Source organism: Pseudomonas sp. W2-17 (genome assembly GCF_041060445.1).
Taxonomy (GTDB): Bacteria; Pseudomonadota; Gammaproteobacteria; order Pseudomonadales; family Pseudomonadaceae; genus Aquipseudomonas.
Genome location: NZ_JAUFNS010000005.1, coordinates 198,867 through 219,625 on the forward strand (window position 1 = coordinate 198,867; position 20,759 = coordinate 219,625).

Below are 20,759 nucleotides of genomic sequence, written 5' to 3' on the forward strand. Positions count from 1 at the left end.
CGTTTGCCCGCACCTCGCGGGCAAGCGCCGTCCTTCCTTCAGATCACTCGATCAGCACCCGGTCAGAACAGCAGGCCGACGTTCGCCCTCAAAGAATATCGGCCGAATCCGCACGCCCACTGCGTTGCCCGCAAAGGCAGCAACCAGCCAAAGCCAGCCGTGCAGGCTGCCTGAGGCGATCCCGCTGAAGTACGCGCCGATGTTGCAGCCGTAGGCCAGGCGCGAGCCATAGCCCAGCAATAAGCCGCCAATCACTGCGGCAATCAACGAACGTGTCGGGATTTTCAGACTCGGGGCGAATCGTCCTGCAAGGCCTGCCGCCACTGCCGCACCCAGCATGATGCCGATGTCCATGACGGTGGTGATGTCCTCCCACACCGGCGCAGCCAAGGCCTTGGCATTCGCTGGCATCTGCCAGAACGGCCAACTGCCCACATCCACGCCCAGCCCACCGGCGACTTTTGCACCCCACAGCGCGAAGGCCGAAGTGATTCCCCAGGGGCGACCTGCCAATGCCAGCGTGGCGTAGTTGAGCAGCGCCAACCCTACCGCGCCCCACACCAGCGGCCAGGGACCACGGAGAAAACGACGCAGGCCAACGTGCTCACTGGTGACAGCCGCTTCCAGTTCGCCGTACCGACGCTTTTCCAGTCTGACGGTCACAAGGGCAATGACCGCGAACAGCGCCAGACTCATCAGCAACGCCGGAACCACGCCGAACGTTTTAACGATGGAGGTCGCGGGGAACGACGGCAGCGAGAACCACCAATCGACGTGATGCGTGGCGATCAGCGAGCCAATGATGAAGAACAGCAAGGTCACGAGCATCCGGGCATTGCCGCCGCCAACGGTGAACAGCGTGCCGGACGCACAACCGCCGCCCATTTGCATACCGATGCCGAAGATGAAAGCGCCAAAGACAACGGACACACCGGCCGGCGCCACAAGACCAGTGACCGGCATGCCGAACAGTGTGCCTGCACCCAGCGCCGGGAAGAACAACACCACCGCGACGGTCAGCATCACCATCTGCGCGCGCAAACCGGCGCCCCGTCGTTCGTTGATGAACACTCGCCAGGCCGAGGTGAAGCCGAAGGCGGCGTGATACAGCGTGAGGCCCAGCGCAGCGCCAACGATCAGCAACAGCACTTGCCTGCCGCCAACGGCGGATTGCAGAAACAGAGCGCCGACCACCAGCAAAAGGAAAGCGATCAGCGGCGCGCCGAGCTTGCGCTGCGGCGCCGCGGAGAGAGGAAGACTCATAGGCGTATCTCGGAGAAGGATTGCGATGGGCGCGAGTATACGCCGGTGCCTGCTGGATGATGCGCCAACGCCGCCATCGGCTTCAGCACCATCAAACCCGCCACGCACTTCGCAATCGCGCCAGTGCCGAGGCGATGTCGGCCTCGGGCACCGCCGCAAACCCCAGTACCAGACCGGCCCGATCATCCACCGGCGCCTCTGAATCCGGCAGCCAATACTCACTCAACGGTGCGACCTCGACGCCGACACTTTCCGCCTGGGCGACCAGTTCCATTTCACGCTTTAACGTGTCCACCGCGACGGTGACATGCAGCCCTGCAAGCGGCTTGATCATTGGGCTGCAACCCGCAAGCGCCTGCGGCCAGCCGGCCAGCAGTGCGTCGCGTCGGCTCAAGGCAGCCCGGCGCATGCGGCGGATATGCCGCTGAAAGTGACCCGCAGCGATGAACTCGGCCATGACCATCTGCGTGCCCACTTCGGAATGACGCATGTCCACGGCCCGGCGCCGACTGAACGGCTCCACCAAGTTGCGCGGCAACACCAGATAACCCAAGCGCAGCGCCGGAAACGCGACCTTGCCGAACGTCCCGACGTACAGCACGCGACCGCTACGATCCAGCGCTGCCAACGGCGCCAGCGGGGCGCCGCTGTAGCGGTATTCGCCATCGTAGTCGTCTTCAACGATCCAGCCCTGATTGCGCTCGGCCCACGCGAGCAGTTCCAGGCGCCGCGCCAGACTCATCGTCACGCCCAACGGGTATTGATGAGAGGGCGTCACGTACGCCAACTTGCAGCCTGAGTCATCCAGAGCTGGACTGCGCATGCCCTCGGCGTCAACTGCCATGCCCTTCAACGTAGCGCCGGCCACCCCGAAGGCATGACCGGCCGCGCGGTACCCCGGATTTTCGATCGCCACCACGTCGCCCTGCTCAAGCAGCAGCTGTGCACAAAGGGTGATCGCCTGTTGCGCACCATTGGTGATCACAATTTGCTCAGGTGCGCAGCGTAAGTCGCGGGAAGTCCTCAGATAAGCAGCAATGAGCTCTCGCAGGCGCCATTCGCCAGCCGGGTCGCCGTAGCCGAGATGTTGAAGGCCCGGCTTGCGCCAGAAAGCCGCGTGGAGCTTGCCCCACGTGTCGAAAGGGAACAGATCGAATGCCGGAACACCCGTGCGAAACGCCTTGGGCAGGCCACTTTTCGGAGGCCGTAAATGATGCTGATCAAGCGTGTGCATCGCTGTGCTGTGGATAAGATTGTTGGACAGTTCAGCGTTCGAAACAGGCAATTTTGTGGATAACCCTGTTGATAAGCCTGGTGATAACCCTGTGGACAGTTGTGTGGATAGTTTTTTCGCAGCCAGTGGTTTTTCTCTCAGGAGTGCCACGTAAGTACCATCGCCCACGCGGCTTTCGGTAAAGCCCTCAGCGTAGAGCTGGTCATAAGCGCGCATCACGCTGTTGCGGGAGATGCCGAGGGACAACGCCAGATCCCGGCTCGCCGGCAAGCGCGTGCCTCCCGACACGCGCCCGTCGAGGATGCGCTCGCGCAGTGTCTGATAGAGCTGGCGGCTAAGACCCTGGCGGCGATTCAGCTCGATGCCGGCGAAATCGAACGTCAGCGCGGGTATGGGTGCGTGCATGGCATTGGCCCTATGAGATAGACCATTAATGGCTCTTACAACGAACCAATAGGCTGCCTAGGATTGGCCCAGCCGCCAAGGAAAATCTCATGTACACGCCCAGCTATTTCAACGATGAAAACCTCGCCAGCCTGCACGGGCAGATCGACGCCACACGCCTGGCGACACTGGTCACTTTTGACGAGACCGGATTGCAGGCGAGTCATATCCCTTTGTTGCTCGAGCCGACTCAGGGTCCGCAAGGCACGCTGTACGGGCATCTGGCCAAGGCCAATCCGCAATGGAAAGCCCTTGAGACGGGCGCCGAAGCGCTGCTGATTTTCCAGGGGGCGGACGCCTACATCAGCCCGTCCTTCTACGCAGCCAAGGCCGAGCACGGCAAAGTCGTCCCTACGTGGAATTATCTGGCGGTGCACGCCTACGGCCGTGCCGATGTGTTCACTGATCCCGAGCGGCTGTTGCGCGTTGTTACCGGCCTGACCGACAAACACGAAGCGGGCCGCGCTGAGCCCTGGGCTGTCAGCGACGCACCCGCCGATTACATCGAGAAAATGCTCAACGGCATCGTCGGCTTTGCAATCCCCGTCGAGCGGCTGGAAGGCAAGCGCAAGCTCAACCAGAACCGCAGCGCCGCAGACATCGCCGGCGTGAGCAAAGGCCTTGCACTCAGCCAGGACCCATCCGATCAGAAAATCGCTCAGTTAATGAGCCAGGGAGCACCGCGTGTCTGACCTCCACATCCGTCCCGTCACCACCGAAGATCACGACGCCTGGCTGCCGTTGTGGCAGGCCTATCTGACTTTCTATAAGACCACGCTGGCCGATGCGGTTTCACAGAGCACCTGGCAGCGGTTTCTGGACAGCAGCGAGCCCACCAATGCCGCCCTCGCCTGGCAGGACGGCAAAGCGGTGGGCATGGTGCATTTTATTTATCACCGCTCGAACTGGAGCATCAGCAATGCCTGCTATTTGCAGGACTTGCTGGTGGTGCCGGAACAGCGCGGCACGGGCGTTGGCCGACAACTGATCGAATACGTCTACGCGACCGCCAAACGGGACGGTGCCGACAAAGTCCACTGGCTCACCCACGAGACCAACGCAACCGCCATTCAGCTCTACGAGCGCATCGCTGAGCGCCCGGGCTATATTCAATTTCGCAAACCGTTGTAAGACAGGGACTCTCGATATGTCGGATCTTGAAAACTGGCAACCGGCCAAGCTGCCGGATGCCCGCACGCTGCAAGGACGCTTTATTCGTCTGGAAAAACTCAACGCCGCCCGCCATGGCGATGGGCTGTGGGATGCACTGGAAGGCCCGGCTGCTGACCGCAAATTGTGGGATTACCTGTTCGTGGGCCCGTTTCCAGAGCGCGGCCCATTCGATGACTATCTCGCCGGGCTGGAAGGCTCGACCGATCCATGGTTCTACACCGTCATTGATCAACAGACCGGCGCCATCGACGGCTTTCTGGGCTTGATGTCGATTTTCCCGAGTGCAGGCCGCATCGAAATTGGCCATGTGACCTTCGGCGCCTCAATGCAACGCACCCCCAAGGCAACGGAAGCGGTTTACCTGCTGGCGAGGGAATCCTTTGCTCTGGGCAATCGTCGTCTGGAATGGAAATGCAACGCCAACAACGCCCGTTCCAAGCGTGCGGCGGAGCGCTTCGGATTCAGCTTCGAGGGCACTTTCCGCCAGCATTCCGTGTTCAAGGGTCAGAATCGGGATACGGCCTGGTACTCGATCATCGACAGCGAATGGCCTGCAATACAACAGGCGTTCGAAGCATGGCTGGCTGTGGATAACTTCCAGGACGGTGAGCAAATCAGGACGCTGGAGCAACTGCGCCACCGCTGAGAGCGTTGAGTCCCACAGCCGGAGACGCTTGGCTGAAGCAAAAAAAAGAGGAGCCACTAGAGCTCCCCCAGAGGTAACTGTTCGGCCTGCCGCTTTTGTGCGCGGCAGGCCGTTAACGATGTAGCAACTGTGTCAGCCCTCGATCTCAACCAGAATCTCGCCCGGGTTAACCCGATCGCCTTTAGCGACATGGATGGCCACGACCTTGCCAGCGACTGCCGCCTGAACTTCGGTCTCCATCTTCATCGCTTCGGTGATGAGCACTGCCTGACCGGCGCGGACGGCATCGCCTTCCTTCACCAGCACGTCGACGATATTGCCCGGCATCGAAGTGCTGACATGGCCTGGCTTACTGGCCTGGGCACGCTTGCCGATGCCACTGCCGACGAACTCATTGAGCGGCTCGAACACCACTTCTTCCGGCATGCCGTCGATGGACAGATAGAAGTGACGCTTGCCCTCGGCCTTGACGCCCACACCGGTGATATCAACGCGGTAGCTTTCGCCGTGAACGTCGATGACGAATTCGGTCGGAACGCCCTCGCCGCCGGCTCTCGCCACCGCGCCCGGCTCGGGAATCGGCAGCAACGGCTCTGGCGCCAGCGTGCCAGCCGCACGTTCTTCGAGAAACTTACGCCCGATGTCCGGGAACATCGCATACGTGAGCACGTCTTCTTCGCTGGTGGCCAGCCCGCCGATCTCGCCGCGCAGCTTGGTCATCTCCGGCTTGAGCAGGTCGGCCGGGCGTACGTCGATCAGCTCTTCGTTGCCGATGGCCTGACGGCGCAGCGTCTCGTCCACCTGCCCCGGCGCCTTGCCGTAGCCGCCAGTCAGGTAAAGCTTCACTTCGTTGGTGATGGTTTTGTAACGCTCGCCGGCCAGCACGTTGAAAAACGCCTGAGTGCCGACAATCTGTGAAGTCGGGGTCACCAACGGCGGATAGCCCAGGTCTTTGCGCACCCGCGGAATCTCGGCCAGCACTTCGCCCATGCGGTTCAACGCGCCCTGCTCTTTGAGCTGGTTGGCGAGGTTGGAGATCATGCCGCCCGGCACTTGGTTGACCTGCACGCGGGTATCGACCGCCGTGAATTCGCTTTCGAACTGGTGATACTTCTTACGCACCGCGTAGAAGTACAGGCCGATTTCCTGCAGCAGCTCCAGGTCCAGGCCGGTGTCGAATTCGCTGCCTTTCAGGGCCGCGACCATCGACTCAGTACCCGGATGGCTGGTACCCCAGGCGAAGCTGGAGATCGCGGTGTCGATGTGGTCAGCACCGTTTTCGATGGCCTTGAGCTGGCACATCGCGGCCAGGCCGGCCGTGTCGTGGGAGTGGATGAATACCGGCAGCGATTGCTCGGCCTTCAGCGCCTTGACCAGCTCGCCCGTGGCATAGGGGGTCAGCAGACCGGCCATGTCCTTGATCGCGACGGAATCACAGCCCATCGCTTCCATCTCTTTGGCTTGGGCCACAAACGCGCCAATGGTGTGCACCGGGCTGGTGGTGTACGCGATCGTGCCCTGGGCATGTTTACCGGAAGCCTTCACCGCTTCAACCGCCACACGCAGATTGCGCACGTCGTTCATGGCATCGAAGATGCGGAACACGTCGATACCGTTGTCCGCCGCCTTGGCGACGAATGCCCTGACCACGTCATCGCTGTAGTGGCGATACCCCAGCAGGTTCTGACCGCGAAGCAGCATTTGCAGACGCGTATTGGGCAGCGCCGCGCGCAATTGGCGCAGGCGTTCCCACGGATCTTCCTTCAGAAAGCGCACACAGGCGTCGAAGGTCGCACCGCCCCACACTTCCAGCGACCAGTAGCCGACTTTGTCGAGCCTGTCGCAGATCGGCAGCATGTCCTCGGTGCGCATGCGGGTCGCCAGCAGAGACTGGTGGGCGTCGCGCAAAATGGTGTCGGTGACGAAGATCTTTTTAGACATTTGAATCTCCTTTTGGCCACAAGCCTCAAGCGACAAGCTGCAAGTAAAAGCCGAACGCACTCTTGCTTGAAGCTTGCCGCTTACAGCTTGTAGCTGCTTTGTTCAAAGCCCCGCATGGGCAGCGATGGCGGCGGCGATGGCTAGGGCCAGCTCCTCGGGTTTGCGCTTGATCGAGTAATTGGTGAGCTCGGGATGGCTCTCCACGAAGCTGGTATTGAACTGGCCGCTGCGGAATTCCGGGTTACGCAGGATTTCCTGGTAATACGCGGCCGTGGTCTTCACCCCTTGCAGACGCATGTCATCCAGCGCACGCAGGCCGCGGTCCATTGCCTCCTCCCAGGTCAACGCCCAGACGATCAGCTTCAGGCACATGGAGTCGTAATACGGCGGAATGGTATAGCCGGTATAGATCGCCGTATCGGTGCGCACGCCGGGCCCGCCGGGCGCGTAATAACGGGTGATCTTGCCGAAGCTCGGCAGGAAGTTGTTTTTCGGGTCTTCTGCGTTGATGCGGAACTGCAACGCGAAACCACGATGGATGATGTCTTCCTGCTTCACCGACAGCGGCAGCCCCGAGGCGATGCGGATCTGCTCGCGGACGATGTCGATCCCGGTGATTTCCTCGGTGATCGTGTGCTCGACCTGTACGCGGGTGTTCATCTCCATAAAGTACACCTCGCCCTCGGCGAGCAGGAACTCCACGGTGCCGGCGTTCTCGTAGCCCACGGCCTTGGCGGCGCGCACGGAAAGGTCACCGATGTAGGCGCGCTGCTCCGGCGTCAGCTGAGGGCTTGGGGCGATTTCGATGAGCTTCTGGTTGCGGCGCTGGATCGAGCAATCCCGCTCGAACAGGTGCACGACGTTGCCGAAGCTGTCGCCAAGGATCTGCGCTTCGATGTGCTTGGGATTGACGATGCACTTTTCGAGAAAGACCTCAGCCTTGCCGAACGCCTTGGTGGCCTCGGAGATGACTCGAGGGAACGCCTGTTCCAGCTCTTCCCGGCTGTTGCAGCGACGAATGCCGCGACCGCCGCCGCCCGAAGTGGCCTTGAGCATGACGGGGTAACCGATGCGATCGCCTTCAACCAGTGCTTCGGCGATGTCGGCCACGTTGCCTTCCGTGCCGGGCGTCACCGGTACGCCGGCCTTGATCATGCTGCGGCGGGCTTCGGTTTTGTCGCCCATGCGGCGGATCACTTCAGCGGACGGACCGATGAACTTGATACCCCGTTCGGCGCAGATATCCGCCAACTCTGCGTTTTCCGATAGAAATCCGTAGCCAGGGTGCAACGCGTCGCAGCCGGTTTCCACGGCGAGGTTCACCAATTTGCGCGGATTCAAATAGCCTTCGAGGGGGTCCGAGCCGATGCCATAGGCCTCGTCGGCACGCTTCACGTGGAGCGCGTGACGGTCCGCGTCGGAATAGATCGCCACCGAGCGGATGCCCATTTCGGCGCACGCGCGCACGATCCGAACAGCGATTTCCCCACGGTTGGCGATCAGGATTTTTTTTATCACTGGTATTTCCTCGACCGATTAGCAGACGGACCAGATGGCTGGCCAATACCGCGCGACATTCCGTTACTGCATGTTGCTCGCAGATGAAGCCACCCTATGACGAATCAGCAATTAACAAAAATGAGTAAATATTGGGTGAACCATAAGCAAAACCTTATAGTTACCAGTATCAGTTAGCCGGTCGGGGGTAGAAAGATGCGTAAGTCATTGATGCGCATGACGTTGCGGCAATTGCGGATCTTCAATGAGGTCTGCGACTTGCGTTCTTACAGTCGAGCGGCCGAAGAAATGTCGCTGACGCAGCCCGCAGTGAGCTTGCAAATGCGCCAGTTGGAAGAGCTGGTCGGCCAGCCGCTGTTCGAATACGTGGGTAAAAAACTCTATCTCACGGAAGCAGCCGAAGCGCTGCAGCTCGCCAGTCGCGACATCTTCGGTCGGCTGGAGAACCTCGACATGCAGCTGTCCGACATGCAGGGCTCCCTGCAGGGGCAACTCAAACTGGCGATTGAATCCAGCGCAAAGTATTTCGTTCCCCACCTGTTTGCAGCTTTCAAGCGCAAATACCCGGAAGTCATGCTTAACCTTACGGTCGTCAATCGGGCGCAGGTGATTCGGCGGCTGTCGGATAACCGTGATGATCTGGTCGTCATGTCGATGGTCCCCCAGGACATGGGCCTGGAGTTTTTGCCCTTCCTGAATAATCCGATCGTTGCCGTGGCGCAGCCGGACCATCCGTTGACGCTATTGCCCAATCCGACGCTGAAGGATCTGGAAACGGCAACGCTGGTGGTACGAGAACAGGGTTCGGGGACGCGCAAGGCGTGCGAGGAGTATTTCAAGGAGAAGCGCATTCATTTCGAGCACACGCTGGAGGTGTCCTCGGCCGAGGCGCAGCGTGAATGCGTGGTGGCGGGGCTTGGCGTTGCGCTGCTGACACGCCATGCGTTAAGCCTGGAACTTGCCACTGGCACGCTGATTGAGCTGCCAGTGGCCGAATTACCGCTGTACCGAAGCTGGTGCGTCGTGCAGGCGCGGGACAAACGTCTGTCGCCGGTGGCTCACGCGTTCCTGTCATTCATTCGCACGGAGCGTACGCAGATCAGCGAGCTGGTGGCGCGCTTTGATGGCCACCTTCCGAAGCGTTAGCGCTCTGCCAGAAGTGGGCGCTGGCGCTGTCCAGGTAGCTTGAGAGCTCCTGATTCAGGCGGCGTTCTTCGGAATGGCTTTCGATCGCACGCCGGAACGCCATGCGGCGCTGGTCTTCCTGCTGACGGCGAGTCTTTGTGGAGGTGCTGTGCTGCTGCGAGTCATCGTAGTGCCGAGGCATATCCTGTCTCCCATTCGTGTGCGGGAGTACAGAGTGGCGGGACGCGGTGACGATCAGACGTCGGAAGCGTTACAGGTTGATGAATGATGCACGCCCAACTCCGTCTCAATCATTTGAAACACACTGCAAGTTCACGTCCTCGATTTCTGGATTAATGTCAGCGGGCAGGAAGCAAAACACATTCTCTTATTCAAGGAGCTACACCATGAACGTTATCGATACTAAAAACTGGTCCGCACGTATCAACAAAATGCCGTCGCTTGGAGGTGCAAGCCTGATAGTTACAGGAACCGTCACCGTAGAGAACAGCGCCACTGAGGCTGTTCTCGTGCTGCCACCCGTCCAGGACAAGTCCATGGGTCTGAGGCTGGAGCTTAAACTGGAACAAACGGGCGCAGGCGCAGCGGCTCTCACCGAAAAAACCGTTACATACTCGGTAGCCGGCTATGACAACACCACTCATGTGACTATTTTCAGTGAGGGAAAAGAGTTGATCCGTATTGATGATATTGAAGTCGTGTATTAATCAATCGGTCCAGTCTTGATATAAAAAACGCCATCCAGATTTGTTCTGGCTGGCGTTTTTATTTGTGGGTCCGCTGCACATTAAGTAAATAGCGCTGGACGATCAGTCCTCGGACGATTTGATCGACTTCGGCGACAACCGCAGGCTGCGCAAGCTGCGCTTCACGCTCTTCAGGTGATTGACCAGGCTCGGACCGCGCGCCATTGCAACGCCCATCGCCAGGACATCAATGACCACCAAGTGCGCAATACGCGAGGTCAGCGGCGTATAGATTTCGGTGTCTTCGTGCACGTCGATGGCGAGATTGACCGTGGACAGCTCGGCCAGTGGCGTCTGACTCGGGCACAGGGTGATCAGGTTGGCGCCGCTTTCGCGCACCAGATTGGCGGTGATCAGCAGGTCCTTTGAGCGACCGGACTGGGAAATACACACCGCAACGTCGGTGGGCTTGAGCGTTACAGCCGACATCGCCTGCATGTGCGGATCGGAGTAGGACGCCGCCGTCAGCAGTAGTCGGAAGAACTTGTGCTGGGCGTCAGCCGCCACCGCACCCGATGCGCCGAAACCGTAGAACTCGACACGATGCGCCGCCGCCATGACCGTCACCGCTGCCTGCAAGGCATGGGGGTCCAGCTTTTCGCGCACTTCTATCAGCGTGTGCAGCGTGGTGTCGAAAATCTTCAGGCTGTAATCGGCGACGGAATCGTCTTCGTGGATGGCGAACTGGCCGAAACTCGCGCCAGCGGCAAGGCTTTGCGCCAGCTTGAGTTTCAGGTCCTGAAAGCCGGTGCAGCCAATGGCGCGACAGAAACGCACGATGGTCGGCTCGCTGATACCGACCGCATGGGCGAGATCGGCCATGGAGCTGTGCATCACGGCCGCCGGATCGAGCAGCACGTGATCGGCTACTTTCAGCTCCGACTTGCGCAAGAGATGGCGTGACTGGGCGATGTGCTGCAACAGATTCAAAGGACAGGACTCAAGTGAAGGATGGGCCGGGCTGTAGCTTTCTTGTAGTTATACTACATGACCTGCAAACCGCACAGTTAAACGATCTCGCTGCGGTCAGCCGATCGCTGCTGAGGCTCAGGTCGCTTTGTAGTGTAGGGCTTTTCGCACAGGACTCCAGGGGCCGGTCAGCCGACTGCGCAGGATGCCGCCCATGACGCTGGCCTCCACCGGCCGACTGATCAAGTAGCCTTGCACCTCGTCGCAACCGTGAGACCTGAGAAACTCCAACTGTTCGCAATCTTCCACGCCTTCGGCCACCACCCGGAGGTCAAGACTGTGGGCCATCGCAATGATCGCCCGGGTAATCGCAGCGTCTTCTGCGCCTTCATTCAGACCACGAATAAAAACCTGATCGATCTTCACGCAGTGCACCGGAAAACGTTTCAGGTAGCTCAGCGATGAGTAGCCGGTGCCGAAGTCATCGATGGCCAGTTTTACGCCGAGTGCGCGCAGTTGCTGAAACGTCGTGATGATGTGCTCGACGCTCTCCAGTAGCTGACTCTCGGTGAGCTCAAGCTCCAGGTATTCGGGCTTGAGCCCGGTCTCTTCGAGCACTTGCCGAACGAGGCTGACCAGCTTGCCCTGACGCATCTGATGCACAGAGAGATTGACTGACACCCTTATAGGAGCGAGCCCCTCCCGCTGCCATTCGCAGGCCTGATGACACGCTTTACGCAGCACGAACTCCCCGATGTTGGCGATCAGGCCGGTCTCCTCCGCCAACCCGATAAACTCGCCGGGCGAAATCAGACCGCGCTCGGGATGACGCCAGCGCACCAGCGCTTCCGCCGAATTCAGGCGACCACTTTCCAGCTCCAGCTTCGGCTGATAGAAAACCTCCAGCTGCTCTTCTGCAATCGCGCGACGCAGCTGGATTTCCAGCTGCAAACGACCCGGCGTGCCCGCCTCAAGGCTTTCGGTGAAGAACTGAAAATTGTCGCCGCCCAGGTGTTTGGCGTGTTGCATGGCCATATTTGCCTGGCTGACCAACGCGGCGATGTCCCGTGCAGAACCCGGCAGCAACGCGATGCCGATGGAGGCGCTGACCACCAACTCATGGCCGCAAACCGATATCGGCGAGCGCAGTTTTGCCAACAGGCGCGTCGTGATCCGCGCCAGTGTGGTCAGGTTGCCGTGGCTGTCGAACAGCACGGCAAACTCGTCCGCTGACAAACGCGCGACGGTATCGGCATCGGTGACATGGGCGTTGAGCCTGCGCGCGACAAGGCGAAGCAACTGGTCAGCGGTATCGTGACCCAGGCTGTCATTGAGCAATTTGAAGCGATCAAGGTTGATGTGCAGCAAAGCCAGCGTGCGCCCGCCATGACGCGCACGCTGATTGGCCTCACGCAGCCGCTCATTGAACAGCGCGCGATTGGCGAGGCCGGTCAGCTCATCGTAATGGGTCAGATAACGCGTACGTTCTTCGTACTGGCGCGTCAGTTCGCGGTTGAGCTCGTCGCTTTCGGCCTGGGCCTGTTGAAGGTGCTCGATGAGCGCCACGTTCTGAAATCGCCGGATCAGGCCCCGCTCGATCAAACGGTTGACCTGCGCAGCCACCACGATAAGCGCCAGCAGCAGAATCAGTCCGAGCCAGCCCCAGCCATGGCATTGGGGGTCGCCGGTCCAGAACAGATAGAGAATGGGCGGCAGCAGACATGGCAGCGTGAACGTGAGAAACGCCGGAATGCTCACGGCGTAGGCCACACTGGCAGACAGCGTCGCAGCGCCGATCAGGCCGAATACCCACGCCTGCTGGGCCAGGCTTTGCGCCGGCATCAGCACCAGCGCAGCGCTGGAAAGGGTGAACCCACTGACGCAGGCGCCGGCCAGAAACATGCGATTCCAGATCGGCTGCGATCGACGATCGAGTGATGCTGACCTGAACGCTGCGACTTGCAGCACGCGCAGACACACCAGCGCTGACAGCCAGCCCAGCCAGACGCCAACCAGCACGTAACGCTCGGGGCTCCAGAGCAGCCAGGCGCAGAGCAGACCATTGATGAACATGAACAGGGTCGGCAGCAGCGATCCCTGATAAAGAAGGCGGGTGCGCTCGACGGCAAGCTGGGTCGCGAACTGCTTGCAGATGACACGACGTGTCGCCACGGAGTCTGCCGGGGCTTCGGAACTGAAGGTCATGGCGTTTCTTATAATTGGGGGGCCTTGAACGTTCGCGGAGGATACACAAGGGATCGTCGAGACCAAACAGTCATCAATTAAAATCTACAGACGGCAAAAATGGGACCGGCCACATCATGACCGGCCAGCGTTAGGGTTTGCCCATGCCCTCACGGCACCCTAGAATGCCCCGATGCGCGATGACCTCTCCCTTCTGCTTAACTCCCTCAACGATGCCCAACGCCAGGCCGTAGCTGCCTCCGTGGGTCGTCAGTTGGTCCTGGCCGGCGCTGGTTCCGGCAAAACCCGTGTGCTGGTGCACCGTATCGCCTGGTTGATCCAGGTCGAGAACGCCTCGCCGCACTCGATCCTGTCGGTAACGTTCACCAACAAGGCGGCCGCGGAGATGCGCCATCGCATCGAGCAGCTGATGGGTATCAACCCGGCCGGCATGTGGGTGGGCACTTTCCACGGCCTGGCGCACCGCCTGCTGCGGGCGCACTGGCAGGAGGCGGGTCTGAACCAGAGCTTCCAGATCCTCGACAGCGATGACCAACAGCGACTGGTCAAGCGCGTCATGCGCGAGCTGAATCTGGATGAGCAGCGCTGGCCGGCACGGCAGGCGCAGTGGTTCATCAATGGCCAAAAAGACGAAGGGCTGCGCCCGAAACACATTCAGGCCTCGGGCGACCTGTTTCTGACGACCATGAAGTCGGTCTATGAGGCCTATGAAGCGGCTTGTCAGCGCGCCGGCGTCATCGACTTCTCTGAGTTGCTGCTTCGCGCGCTGGACCTATGGCGCGATAACCCGAGCCTGCTTGCGCACTATCAGCGTCGCTTCCGTCACGTGCTGGTAGACGAATTCCAGGACACCAACGCCGTTCAATACGCCTGGTTGCGCTTGCTCGCCCAGGGTGGCGACAGCCTGATGGTGGTCGGCGACGACGATCAGTCCATTTACGGCTGGCGCGGCGCGAAGATCGAGAATATTCATCAGTATTCCGAAGATTTCCCTGACACCGAGACCATTCGCCTGGAGCAGAACTATCGCTCTACCGCGAGCATCCTCAAGGCCGCCAACGGCTTGATCGTCAACAACACCGGGCGTCTGGGCAAAGAACTGTGGACGGACGTCGGCGATGGCGAGCTGATCAATCTGTACGCAGCGTTCAACGAACACGACGAAGCGCGCTACGTGGTCGAGACCATTGAGAGCGCGATCAAGACCGGTCTTGCGCGCAGCGACATCGCCATTCTGTATCGCTCAAACGCCCAGTCGCGGGTCCTCGAAGAGGCCTTGCTGCGCGAGCGCATCCCGTACCGTATCTACGGCGGCCAGCGATTCTTCGAGCGCGCCGAAATCAAGAACGCCATGGCGTATATGCGCCTGCTGGACGGGCGCGGTAACGATTCGGCGCTGGAGCGGGTCATCAACGTCCCGCCGCGCGGCATTGGCGAGAAAACCGTCGAAGCGATTCGCGAGCATGCGCGCCATGCCGACGTGTCGATGTGGGAGGCCATGCGCCTGCTGGTCGCCAACAAAGGCCTGACCGGTCGTGCGGCTGGGGCGCTGGGCGCCTTTATCGAACTGATCGAGAACCTCGCCGCCAAGGCCGCAGACATGCCGCTGCACCTGATGACCCAAACGGTCATCGAGCAGTCCGGCCTGATCACGTACCACAAGGAAGAAAAAGGCGAGAAAGGCCAGGCCCGGGTGGAAAACCTTGAGGAACTGGTCAGCGCCGCGCGCGCCTTCGAGAACAGCGACGAAGAGGAAGACCTGACGCCACTGGCTGCATTCCTCGGCCATGCCTCCCTGGAGGCGGGCGACACCCAAGCGGATGAGCACGAAGACAGCATTCAGCTGATGACGCTGCACAGCGCCAAGGGTCTGGAGTTCCCGTACGTGTTCCTGGTGGGCATGGAAGAAGGCCTGTTTCCGCACAAGATGAGCCTGGAAGAGCCGGGGCGCCTGGAAGAGGAGCGTCGTCTGGCTTACGTGGGCATCACCCGCGCCATGCAGCATCTGGTGATGACGTATGCAGAAACCCGACGCCTGTACGGAAGCGAAACCTACAACAAGGTCTCGCGCTTCGTACGGGAGGTCCCGCCCAATCTGATTCAGGAAGTGCGGCTGTCCAACAGCGTGACGCGGCCATTCGGCGGCTCCAAAACCATGGCCCCGAGTCGTCTGTTCGACGGCGAAGCCATTCCGCAGAGCCAGTTCTCTCTGGGTCAGCACGTGCAGCACGCGGTGTTCGGTGAGGGTGTGATCCTCAACTTCGAGGGCTCGGGCGCTCAGGCACGGGTCCAGGTGAATTTCTCGGAAGGCAGCAAGTGGCTGATGCTGGGGTACGCGAAGCTCGAGCCGGTGTGATCGGCAACTGACGATGCGTTGATGCCCCCTTGCATTCCCACATCCACCCCCCATCTTTCCTACAGAACTTTCTTCACCTGCCTACAACCCAAGTAGGGCAGGCAGGTGAAGACTCACGCAAAAGCCGGAAACATATGGCCGCTGGTCATCCCCATTTGTCCTGTGCAACATGGCGCGCGTGCAATCCACAAACGGGAATTCCCTTATGCAACGTTTTCTTAGCATCGCTCTGGCACTGATGATCGGGCTCACCATGAGCCTCGACGTCAATGCTGCGCGTTTCGGTGGTGGCAAGAGCATGGGTTCGGCGCCAAGTCACCAGGCGCGTCAAACAGCTCCTTCCGCTCCTGCCGCTGCACCTAACGCCGCCGGCCGTCCTGCGCCTGCTGCGGGCGGTGCTTCCAAATGGCTGGGTCCATTGGCCGGTCTCGCCGCCGGTGGTCTTCTGGCCTCCATGTTCATGGGCGGTGGCTTCGAGGGCATGCAGTTCTTCGACATCCTGATCATGGCGATCATCGCCTTCGTGATCTTCCGCTTCATCGCAGCGCGTCGACGCAAACAGCAGCCACAAATGGCCCCTGCTGGTGCTCCTTATCAGCGCGAAACCTTCGAACAGCCACAACCGGCACAGAATTCGATCTTCGGCGGTTCCGCTCCAGCAGCGGCAGCCCGTCCAGTGATCAACGCGCCAGCCTGGTTCAACGAAGAACGCTTTATTGAAGCGGCCCGCAGCCACTTCCAGTCGCTGCAACAGCACTGGGACGCGAACGAGATGGACAAGATCTCCGAGTTCGTGACCCCGCAAATGCTGCAGTTCCTGAAAAAAGAACGTGCCGATCTGGGCGACGGTTTCCAGTCCACCTTCATCGACAACCTCACCGTGCAACTTGACGGTCTGGATGATCGCGCCGACAAGACCATCGCCACGCTGACGTTTAGCGGTGTGTCGAAAACGTCGCGCTTCGATCAGGGCGAAGTGTTCAGCGAGAGCTGGAACATGGAACGCGCCCAAGGAGACAACCAGCCCTGGCTGGTGGCAGGTATCCGCCAGAACGGCTAATACCGCTGAGCTGCTGCAATTGAACCCCGGACTTGTTCCGGGGTTCTGCTTTTTATAGAAGCCAAGTTAATTTGGCGATGCCTTTGAGCTACTGTATAACCCGCGCAAATCGTTAGAGGATCCACGTCGTGGAAGAAGTCATCGAACAACTCCGTGAAGCCAATGAACCGGTCCCTGTCCCGCTCGAGCTGCCTGATGAAGATCAGTTGGTCGAGGTTGAAGAGCAGCTGTTCATCAATATCCCCTTCGTCTTCAAGGAGTTCTTGCTGACCGTCAGCGACGTGGTCTACGGTAGCCTCGAGCCTGTCACCGTCACCGATCCGGGCTCCCATACGTATTTGCCGGAAGTGGCAGCGACCGCTTGGGATATCGGTGTACCCCGCGAGCTGATCCCGATCTGCCAGGACGGCGAGGATTACTACTGCGTTGAAGAAGACGGCACTGTGGTGCTGTGGTCTGGCGAAGAAGAACTCGTCACCGAAGAAAGCTGGGAATCCGTCTGGCACTGGGCGCGGGACGTCTGGCTGGAAAGCTGAGAAGCACAACCGCTCCCCTGAATCAGCGTTGAGGCACGCACCTCAACGCTGATTTACAATTCAGGGCTCTGGATGATTGCCCAGGGTTTCAAACAATGCGATCTGCATGCGCGTATGCACCCGGATGAACCAGCGCCCCAGGACGGCAGCCACCACAGCCGCCACAACAACAATCAGCATTAGCCATTCGCGCGTCGGCAGCATGCTGGATGACAGCAATGCGATGAGCAGAAAAATCACCAGCAAAGACAGCAGCGGGATCACTTCGGCGATTACCCGACGGACGCGCGCTGTGTGCCTGCCCGCCATCTCCGGCTTCACGCTCATCTCCGCCAGCAGCATCGACAGCGCCTTTAGCTTGCGGTAAGCCGCAATTAGAAACGGCAGTGAAAGCAGCAACGACGCACCCCAGATCCAGGCTTTTTGCTGCCCCACATCGCTGACCCAATCGCTGAAATACACGCCAATCCGCTCCGCAAAGAATGCTCCGGTGAAGAAGATGGCGATGACCAGCGCCAGATTGATGCCGACCTGCAGCAGGATTTTTCGGATCATCGCCGCCAGCACGGCGCCCTGCCCCTGTGGCTGAATGCTGCGCAGCCACTCTCCGTACAGACCAAACACACGCGCCATCCGCGCAGGAACAATGGCGCCCAGCGTGTGGGACAGAGGGTCTGCTGCGCGGATGAGATAAGGGGTCAAGAGCGTCGTGATCGCGGAGACCGCCACGGCGACCGGGTAGAGGAAATCGCTGGTGACCTGCAGTGTCATCCCCAGCGCTGCGATGATGAAGGAGAATTCGCCAATCTGTGACAGCCCCATTCCCACCCGCAGCGAGGTCTTGCCGTCGTTGCCGGCGATGAAAGCGCCAAGCCCGCAGGAAATCATCTTGCCCAGTACCACAGCGACGGTGATCACCGCGATGGGCCAGGCGTAATCGAGCAGAATCTTCGGATCGATCATCAGGCCGATCGCGACGAAGAAGATCGCGCTGAACATGTCACGGATGGGCTCGACCAGGTGCTCGATCTTCGCCAGCTGCCTGGATTCGGCCATGATCGCACCGATGAGAAACGCCCCCAGCACCATGCTGTACTCGAGTTTGACCACCAGCAGGCAAAACCCGAAGCACAGGCCTAGCACCGTGATCAGCAGCATCTCGTTGCTTTCGAATGTCGCGACGTAAGCCAGCAAGCGCGGCACGACCAGAATACCGATGACCAACGCCACGATCATGAACAGCGACAGCTTGCCGACCGTTGAAAACACCTCCCCGGAACTGACCGTGCCGCTCACGGCGATGCCCGATAACAGCGCGATGATGCCAATGCCGAGAATGTCTTCAACGATGAGCACGCCGAAGATCAGCTGGGCGAAGCGCTGGTTTTTCATCTTCAGGTCATTGAGCGCCTTGACGATGATGGTGGTGGACGAGATCGCCAGAATGGCACCGAGGAACAGCGAGTCCATGGTGTTCCAGGCGAAGAACTGGCCGATTTCGTAACCGATCCAGGTCATCAGCATGATTTCGAGAAACGCGGCGATGAACGCCGTCGCACCGACCTTGAACAGCTTGCGCAGGCTGAATTCCAGGCCGAGGCAAAACATCAGAAAGATCACGCCGAGTTCGGCGAGGGTCTTGATGGTGTCCTCGTCGTGAATGAGGCCAAACGGCGGGGTGTGCGGACCGATGATGAAGCCGGCCACGATGTAGCCCAGCACCACCGGTTGCTTGAGCCGATGAAACACCACCGTTACGACGCCAGCCACAAGCATGATCACAGCCAGGTCTTGAATGAAACTGATGGCATGCATGGGCGCTGCTCCTGCTGGCAATCGATGAAATACGCGTATCCGTCTGAAAGAGAGACGACTGCTGTACGAAAACTCGCCAACGAAGCCTGAATATTCTGACTGAGACGCAGGATTTACCCCATCCAAGGGCTTCCGCAGGTTAACACCGCACAAAAGCGGGAGAAGCCAGTGCAATATATGGAAACAGATGGGTACAGGGCGTGACGGCGGAGCGGTCGTTGGCGTCCCGGTATCGATGGCTTTGTCGCCAATCTGCATTCGAGCACCCGAGCAAGGTGCCTTCTGACCCTTTTAGACCGTGAGCAACGCTATGGAACCCGGAAACGCCCAGCTGTCGATGACTGTATTGATGACCCCGGACATGGCCAACTTCTCCGGCAACGTGCACGGCGGGACGCTGCTGAAGTACCTCGACGAAGTGGCCTACGCGTGCGCCAGCCGTTACGCAGGACGCTATGTCGTGACGCTGTCGGTGGATCAGGTGATTTTCCGTGAGCCGATTCACGTCGGCGAGCTGGTCACGTTCCTGGCGTCGGTCAACTACACCGGCAATACGTCCATGGAAGTGGGCATCAAGGTAGTGACCGAAAACATCCGCGAGCGCTCGGTTCGTCACACCAACAGCTGCTTCTTCACCATGGTGGCGGTGGATGACCAGCGCAAACCTGCCAGCGTACCGCCGCTGACACCGGCCAACAGCGAAGACAAGCGCCGTTACGTGCAGGCACAACAACGCCGCCAGATCCGTCAGGAACTGGAGAAGCGTTATCGTGAAATCAAGGATGAGCCGGTTTAAGCCAGCACCGGTTCGGCTTACAGCCGGACCGCTTCGAACTTGACGCGCGGGTGAGCGATTCGGTCCTGCGCGCGCACCAGCTCCAGCTCGTAGCTGCCGCAGGCCTGGGTTTCCAGGAGCACTTCATGCACCGCTGACGCCGCGAATTCGAAGGCGCTGCGCAGGTCGTCACCGAGCAGAATCCGGGACAGGAACAGCCCGGACGTCAGGTCGCCCACGCCCACCGGCTGCCGGGGAAAGGCCAGAAGCGGCCGACGCAGGTGCCAGGTTTCGTGCTCGGTCACCAGCAGCATCTCAAAGCCGTCCGCGGGTTTACCCGGGTAGGCCAAGTGCTTGACGACAACCGCCTTGGGGCCTCGGGCCAGCAACGCCCGCGCCATGGCCGCGCAGTCGAGCAGCGATTCGGGTTTGCGGCCGGAGAAGCTGTCCAGCTCCAGCTGATTCGGACACAGGAAGTCGGCGACCGCAGCGGCTTCGTCCAGCAGGAAATCGCTCACTTCCTGCGGCACGATGCAGCCCTTCTCCGGGTGCCCCATCACCGGATCACACAAATACAGCGCGCGTGGATTGGCGCGTTTGATCTGCGCAACGGCGCTCAGAATAGCGCGTCCTTGCGCTGCGCTCCCCAGATACCCCGACAGCACCGCATCGCAATTGCCCAGCTCGCCTATCGCCGCAATCCCCTCGACCAACGCCGGAATCTGCTGCGGCGCCAGGACTTCCCCCGCCCAGTGGCCATACTGAGTGTGGTTGGAGAACTGAACGGTATTAAGCGGCCAGACATTGATGCCGATACGCTGCATAGGGAACACGGCTGCGCTGTTGCCGGCGTGACCAAACACGACATGCGACTGGATGGCGAGTAGATGGGGCGTACGTTTCATGACAGGTTCCTGAGACCGGGAAGGCACAGTAGTGGCGATGCCGGACGAAGTGAAGCGAAATTAAACTTTAGGGCTATGGCTGTCTGT

18 protein-coding genes are annotated in these 20,759 nt (G+C 60.1%); 9 read left to right on the forward strand and 9 right to left on the reverse strand.

Features of this window, described 5'->3' with window-relative positions; genetic code table 11:
* Positions 1 to 51: 51 nt before the first annotated feature.
* Both QWI20_RS08360 and QWI20_RS08365 read right to left on the reverse strand, forming a co-directional pair.
* Positions 52 to 1,263: a YeeE/YedE family protein gene (locus QWI20_RS08360; RefSeq protein ID WP_369305059.1), complete on the reverse strand. Its 1,212-nt coding sequence runs from the start codon at positions 1,261 to 1,263 to the stop codon at positions 52 to 54.
* Between the two features lie 91 nt (positions 1,264 to 1,354).
* Positions 1,355 to 2,902 (reverse strand): PLP-dependent aminotransferase family protein, encoded by a 1,548-nt coding sequence (locus tag QWI20_RS08365; RefSeq protein ID WP_369305060.1) that lies wholly within the window; start codon positions 2,900 to 2,902, stop codon positions 1,355 to 1,357.
* An 89-nt stretch (positions 2,903 to 2,991) separates the two neighbouring features.
* Here QWI20_RS08365 and QWI20_RS08370 point away from each other — a divergent pair, with 89 nt between their 5' ends.
* Genes QWI20_RS08370 through QWI20_RS08380 form a run of 3 tightly spaced genes read left to right on the forward strand, consistent with a single transcriptional unit; the run spans position 2,992 to position 4,760 of the window.
* Complete coding sequence (locus QWI20_RS08370; RefSeq protein WP_369305061.1) at positions 2,992 to 3,633, forward strand: FMN-binding negative transcriptional regulator; 642 nt, start codon at positions 2,992 to 2,994, stop codon at positions 3,631 to 3,633.
* Positions 3,626 to 4,072 (forward strand): N-acetyltransferase family protein, encoded by a 447-nt coding sequence (locus QWI20_RS08375; protein WP_369305062.1) that lies wholly within the window; start codon positions 3,626 to 3,628, stop codon positions 4,070 to 4,072. The genes QWI20_RS08370 and QWI20_RS08375 overlap by 8 nt, the downstream gene beginning before the upstream one ends.
* Before the next feature lie 16 nt (positions 4,073 to 4,088).
* Entirely contained in the window at positions 4,089 to 4,760 is a 672-nt protein-coding gene (locus QWI20_RS08380) for a GNAT family N-acetyltransferase (RefSeq protein ID WP_369305063.1), read from the forward strand.
* A 132-nt stretch (positions 4,761 to 4,892) separates the two neighbouring features.
* On the opposite strand, the gene oadA is transcribed toward QWI20_RS08380, so the two are convergent.
* Positions 4,893 to 6,701, reverse strand: coding sequence for a sodium-extruding oxaloacetate decarboxylase subunit alpha (gene oadA / locus QWI20_RS08385; protein WP_369305064.1), 1,809 nt, complete (start codon positions 6,699 to 6,701; stop codon positions 4,893 to 4,895).
* A gap of 102 nt (positions 6,702 to 6,803) precedes the next feature.
* Entirely contained in the window at positions 6,804 to 8,219 is a 1,416-nt protein-coding gene (locus QWI20_RS08390) for an acetyl-CoA carboxylase biotin carboxylase subunit (protein WP_369305065.1), read from the reverse strand.
* 195 nt (positions 8,220 to 8,414) lie between these two features.
* On the opposite strand from QWI20_RS08390, the gene QWI20_RS08395 reads away from it, so the two are divergent.
* Positions 8,415 to 9,365: a LysR family transcriptional regulator gene (locus QWI20_RS08395; protein WP_369305066.1), complete on the forward strand. Its 951-nt coding sequence runs from the start codon at positions 8,415 to 8,417 to the stop codon at positions 9,363 to 9,365.
* Here the strand turns inward: QWI20_RS08395 and QWI20_RS08400 are convergent.
* A complete protein-coding gene (locus QWI20_RS08400; protein ID WP_369305067.1) occupies positions 9,319 to 9,546 on the reverse strand; it encodes a PA3496 family putative envelope integrity protein in 228 nt (75 codons plus the stop codon). The genes QWI20_RS08395 and QWI20_RS08400 overlap by 47 nt on opposite strands.
* A gap of 205 nt (positions 9,547 to 9,751) precedes the next feature.
* Between QWI20_RS08400 and QWI20_RS08405 the strand changes: the two genes are divergently transcribed.
* Positions 9,752 to 10,072, forward strand: a complete 321-nt coding sequence (locus tag QWI20_RS08405; RefSeq protein ID WP_369305068.1) for a hypothetical protein — start codon at positions 9,752 to 9,754, stop codon at positions 10,070 to 10,072.
* A 102-nt stretch (positions 10,073 to 10,174) separates the two neighbouring features.
* On the opposite strand, the gene hexR is transcribed toward QWI20_RS08405, so the two are convergent.
* Complete coding sequence (hexR, locus tag QWI20_RS08410) at positions 10,175 to 11,041, reverse strand: transcriptional regulator HexR (protein ID WP_065988147.1); 867 nt, start codon at positions 11,039 to 11,041, stop codon at positions 10,175 to 10,177.
* A 117-nt stretch (positions 11,042 to 11,158) separates the two neighbouring features.
* Positions 11,159 to 13,225 (reverse strand): putative bifunctional diguanylate cyclase/phosphodiesterase, encoded by a 2,067-nt coding sequence (locus QWI20_RS08415; RefSeq protein WP_369305069.1) that lies wholly within the window; start codon positions 13,223 to 13,225, stop codon positions 11,159 to 11,161.
* A 172-nt stretch (positions 13,226 to 13,397) separates the two neighbouring features.
* Between QWI20_RS08415 and uvrD the strand changes: the two genes are divergently transcribed.
* The 3 genes from uvrD to QWI20_RS08430 all read left to right on the forward strand — a co-directional run bounded on the left by uvrD (position 13,398) and on the right by QWI20_RS08430 (position 17,177).
* Positions 13,398 to 15,581: a DNA helicase II gene (gene uvrD, locus QWI20_RS08420; protein ID WP_133773942.1), complete on the forward strand. Its 2,184-nt coding sequence runs from the start codon at positions 13,398 to 13,400 to the stop codon at positions 15,579 to 15,581.
* A gap of 205 nt (positions 15,582 to 15,786) precedes the next feature.
* A complete protein-coding gene (locus tag QWI20_RS08425) occupies positions 15,787 to 16,641 on the forward strand; it encodes a Tim44 domain-containing protein (protein WP_192174525.1) in 855 nt (284 codons plus the stop codon).
* A gap of 128 nt (positions 16,642 to 16,769) precedes the next feature.
* Positions 16,770 to 17,177: an SMI1/KNR4 family protein gene (locus tag QWI20_RS08430; protein ID WP_065988140.1), complete on the forward strand. Its 408-nt coding sequence runs from the start codon at positions 16,770 to 16,772 to the stop codon at positions 17,175 to 17,177.
* A gap of 60 nt (positions 17,178 to 17,237) precedes the next feature.
* On the opposite strand, the gene QWI20_RS08435 is transcribed toward QWI20_RS08430, so the two are convergent.
* Positions 17,238 to 18,992 (reverse strand): cation:proton antiporter, encoded by a 1,755-nt coding sequence (locus tag QWI20_RS08435; protein WP_369305070.1) that lies wholly within the window; start codon positions 18,990 to 18,992, stop codon positions 17,238 to 17,240.
* A gap of 310 nt (positions 18,993 to 19,302) precedes the next feature.
* Between QWI20_RS08435 and QWI20_RS08440 the strand changes: the two genes are divergently transcribed.
* Positions 19,303 to 19,788 carry an acyl-CoA thioesterase gene (locus QWI20_RS08440; protein WP_122534219.1) on the forward strand — a complete coding sequence of 162 codons (486 nt, stop codon included), beginning with the start codon at positions 19,303 to 19,305 and terminating at the stop codon, positions 19,786 to 19,788.
* Between the two features lie 17 nt (positions 19,789 to 19,805).
* Here the strand turns inward: QWI20_RS08440 and pdxY are convergent, their stop codons facing one another.
* A complete protein-coding gene (gene pdxY / locus QWI20_RS08445) occupies positions 19,806 to 20,672 on the reverse strand; it encodes a pyridoxal kinase PdxY (protein ID WP_369305071.1) in 867 nt (288 codons plus the stop codon).
* Between the last annotated feature and the right edge of the window lie 87 nt (positions 20,673 to 20,759).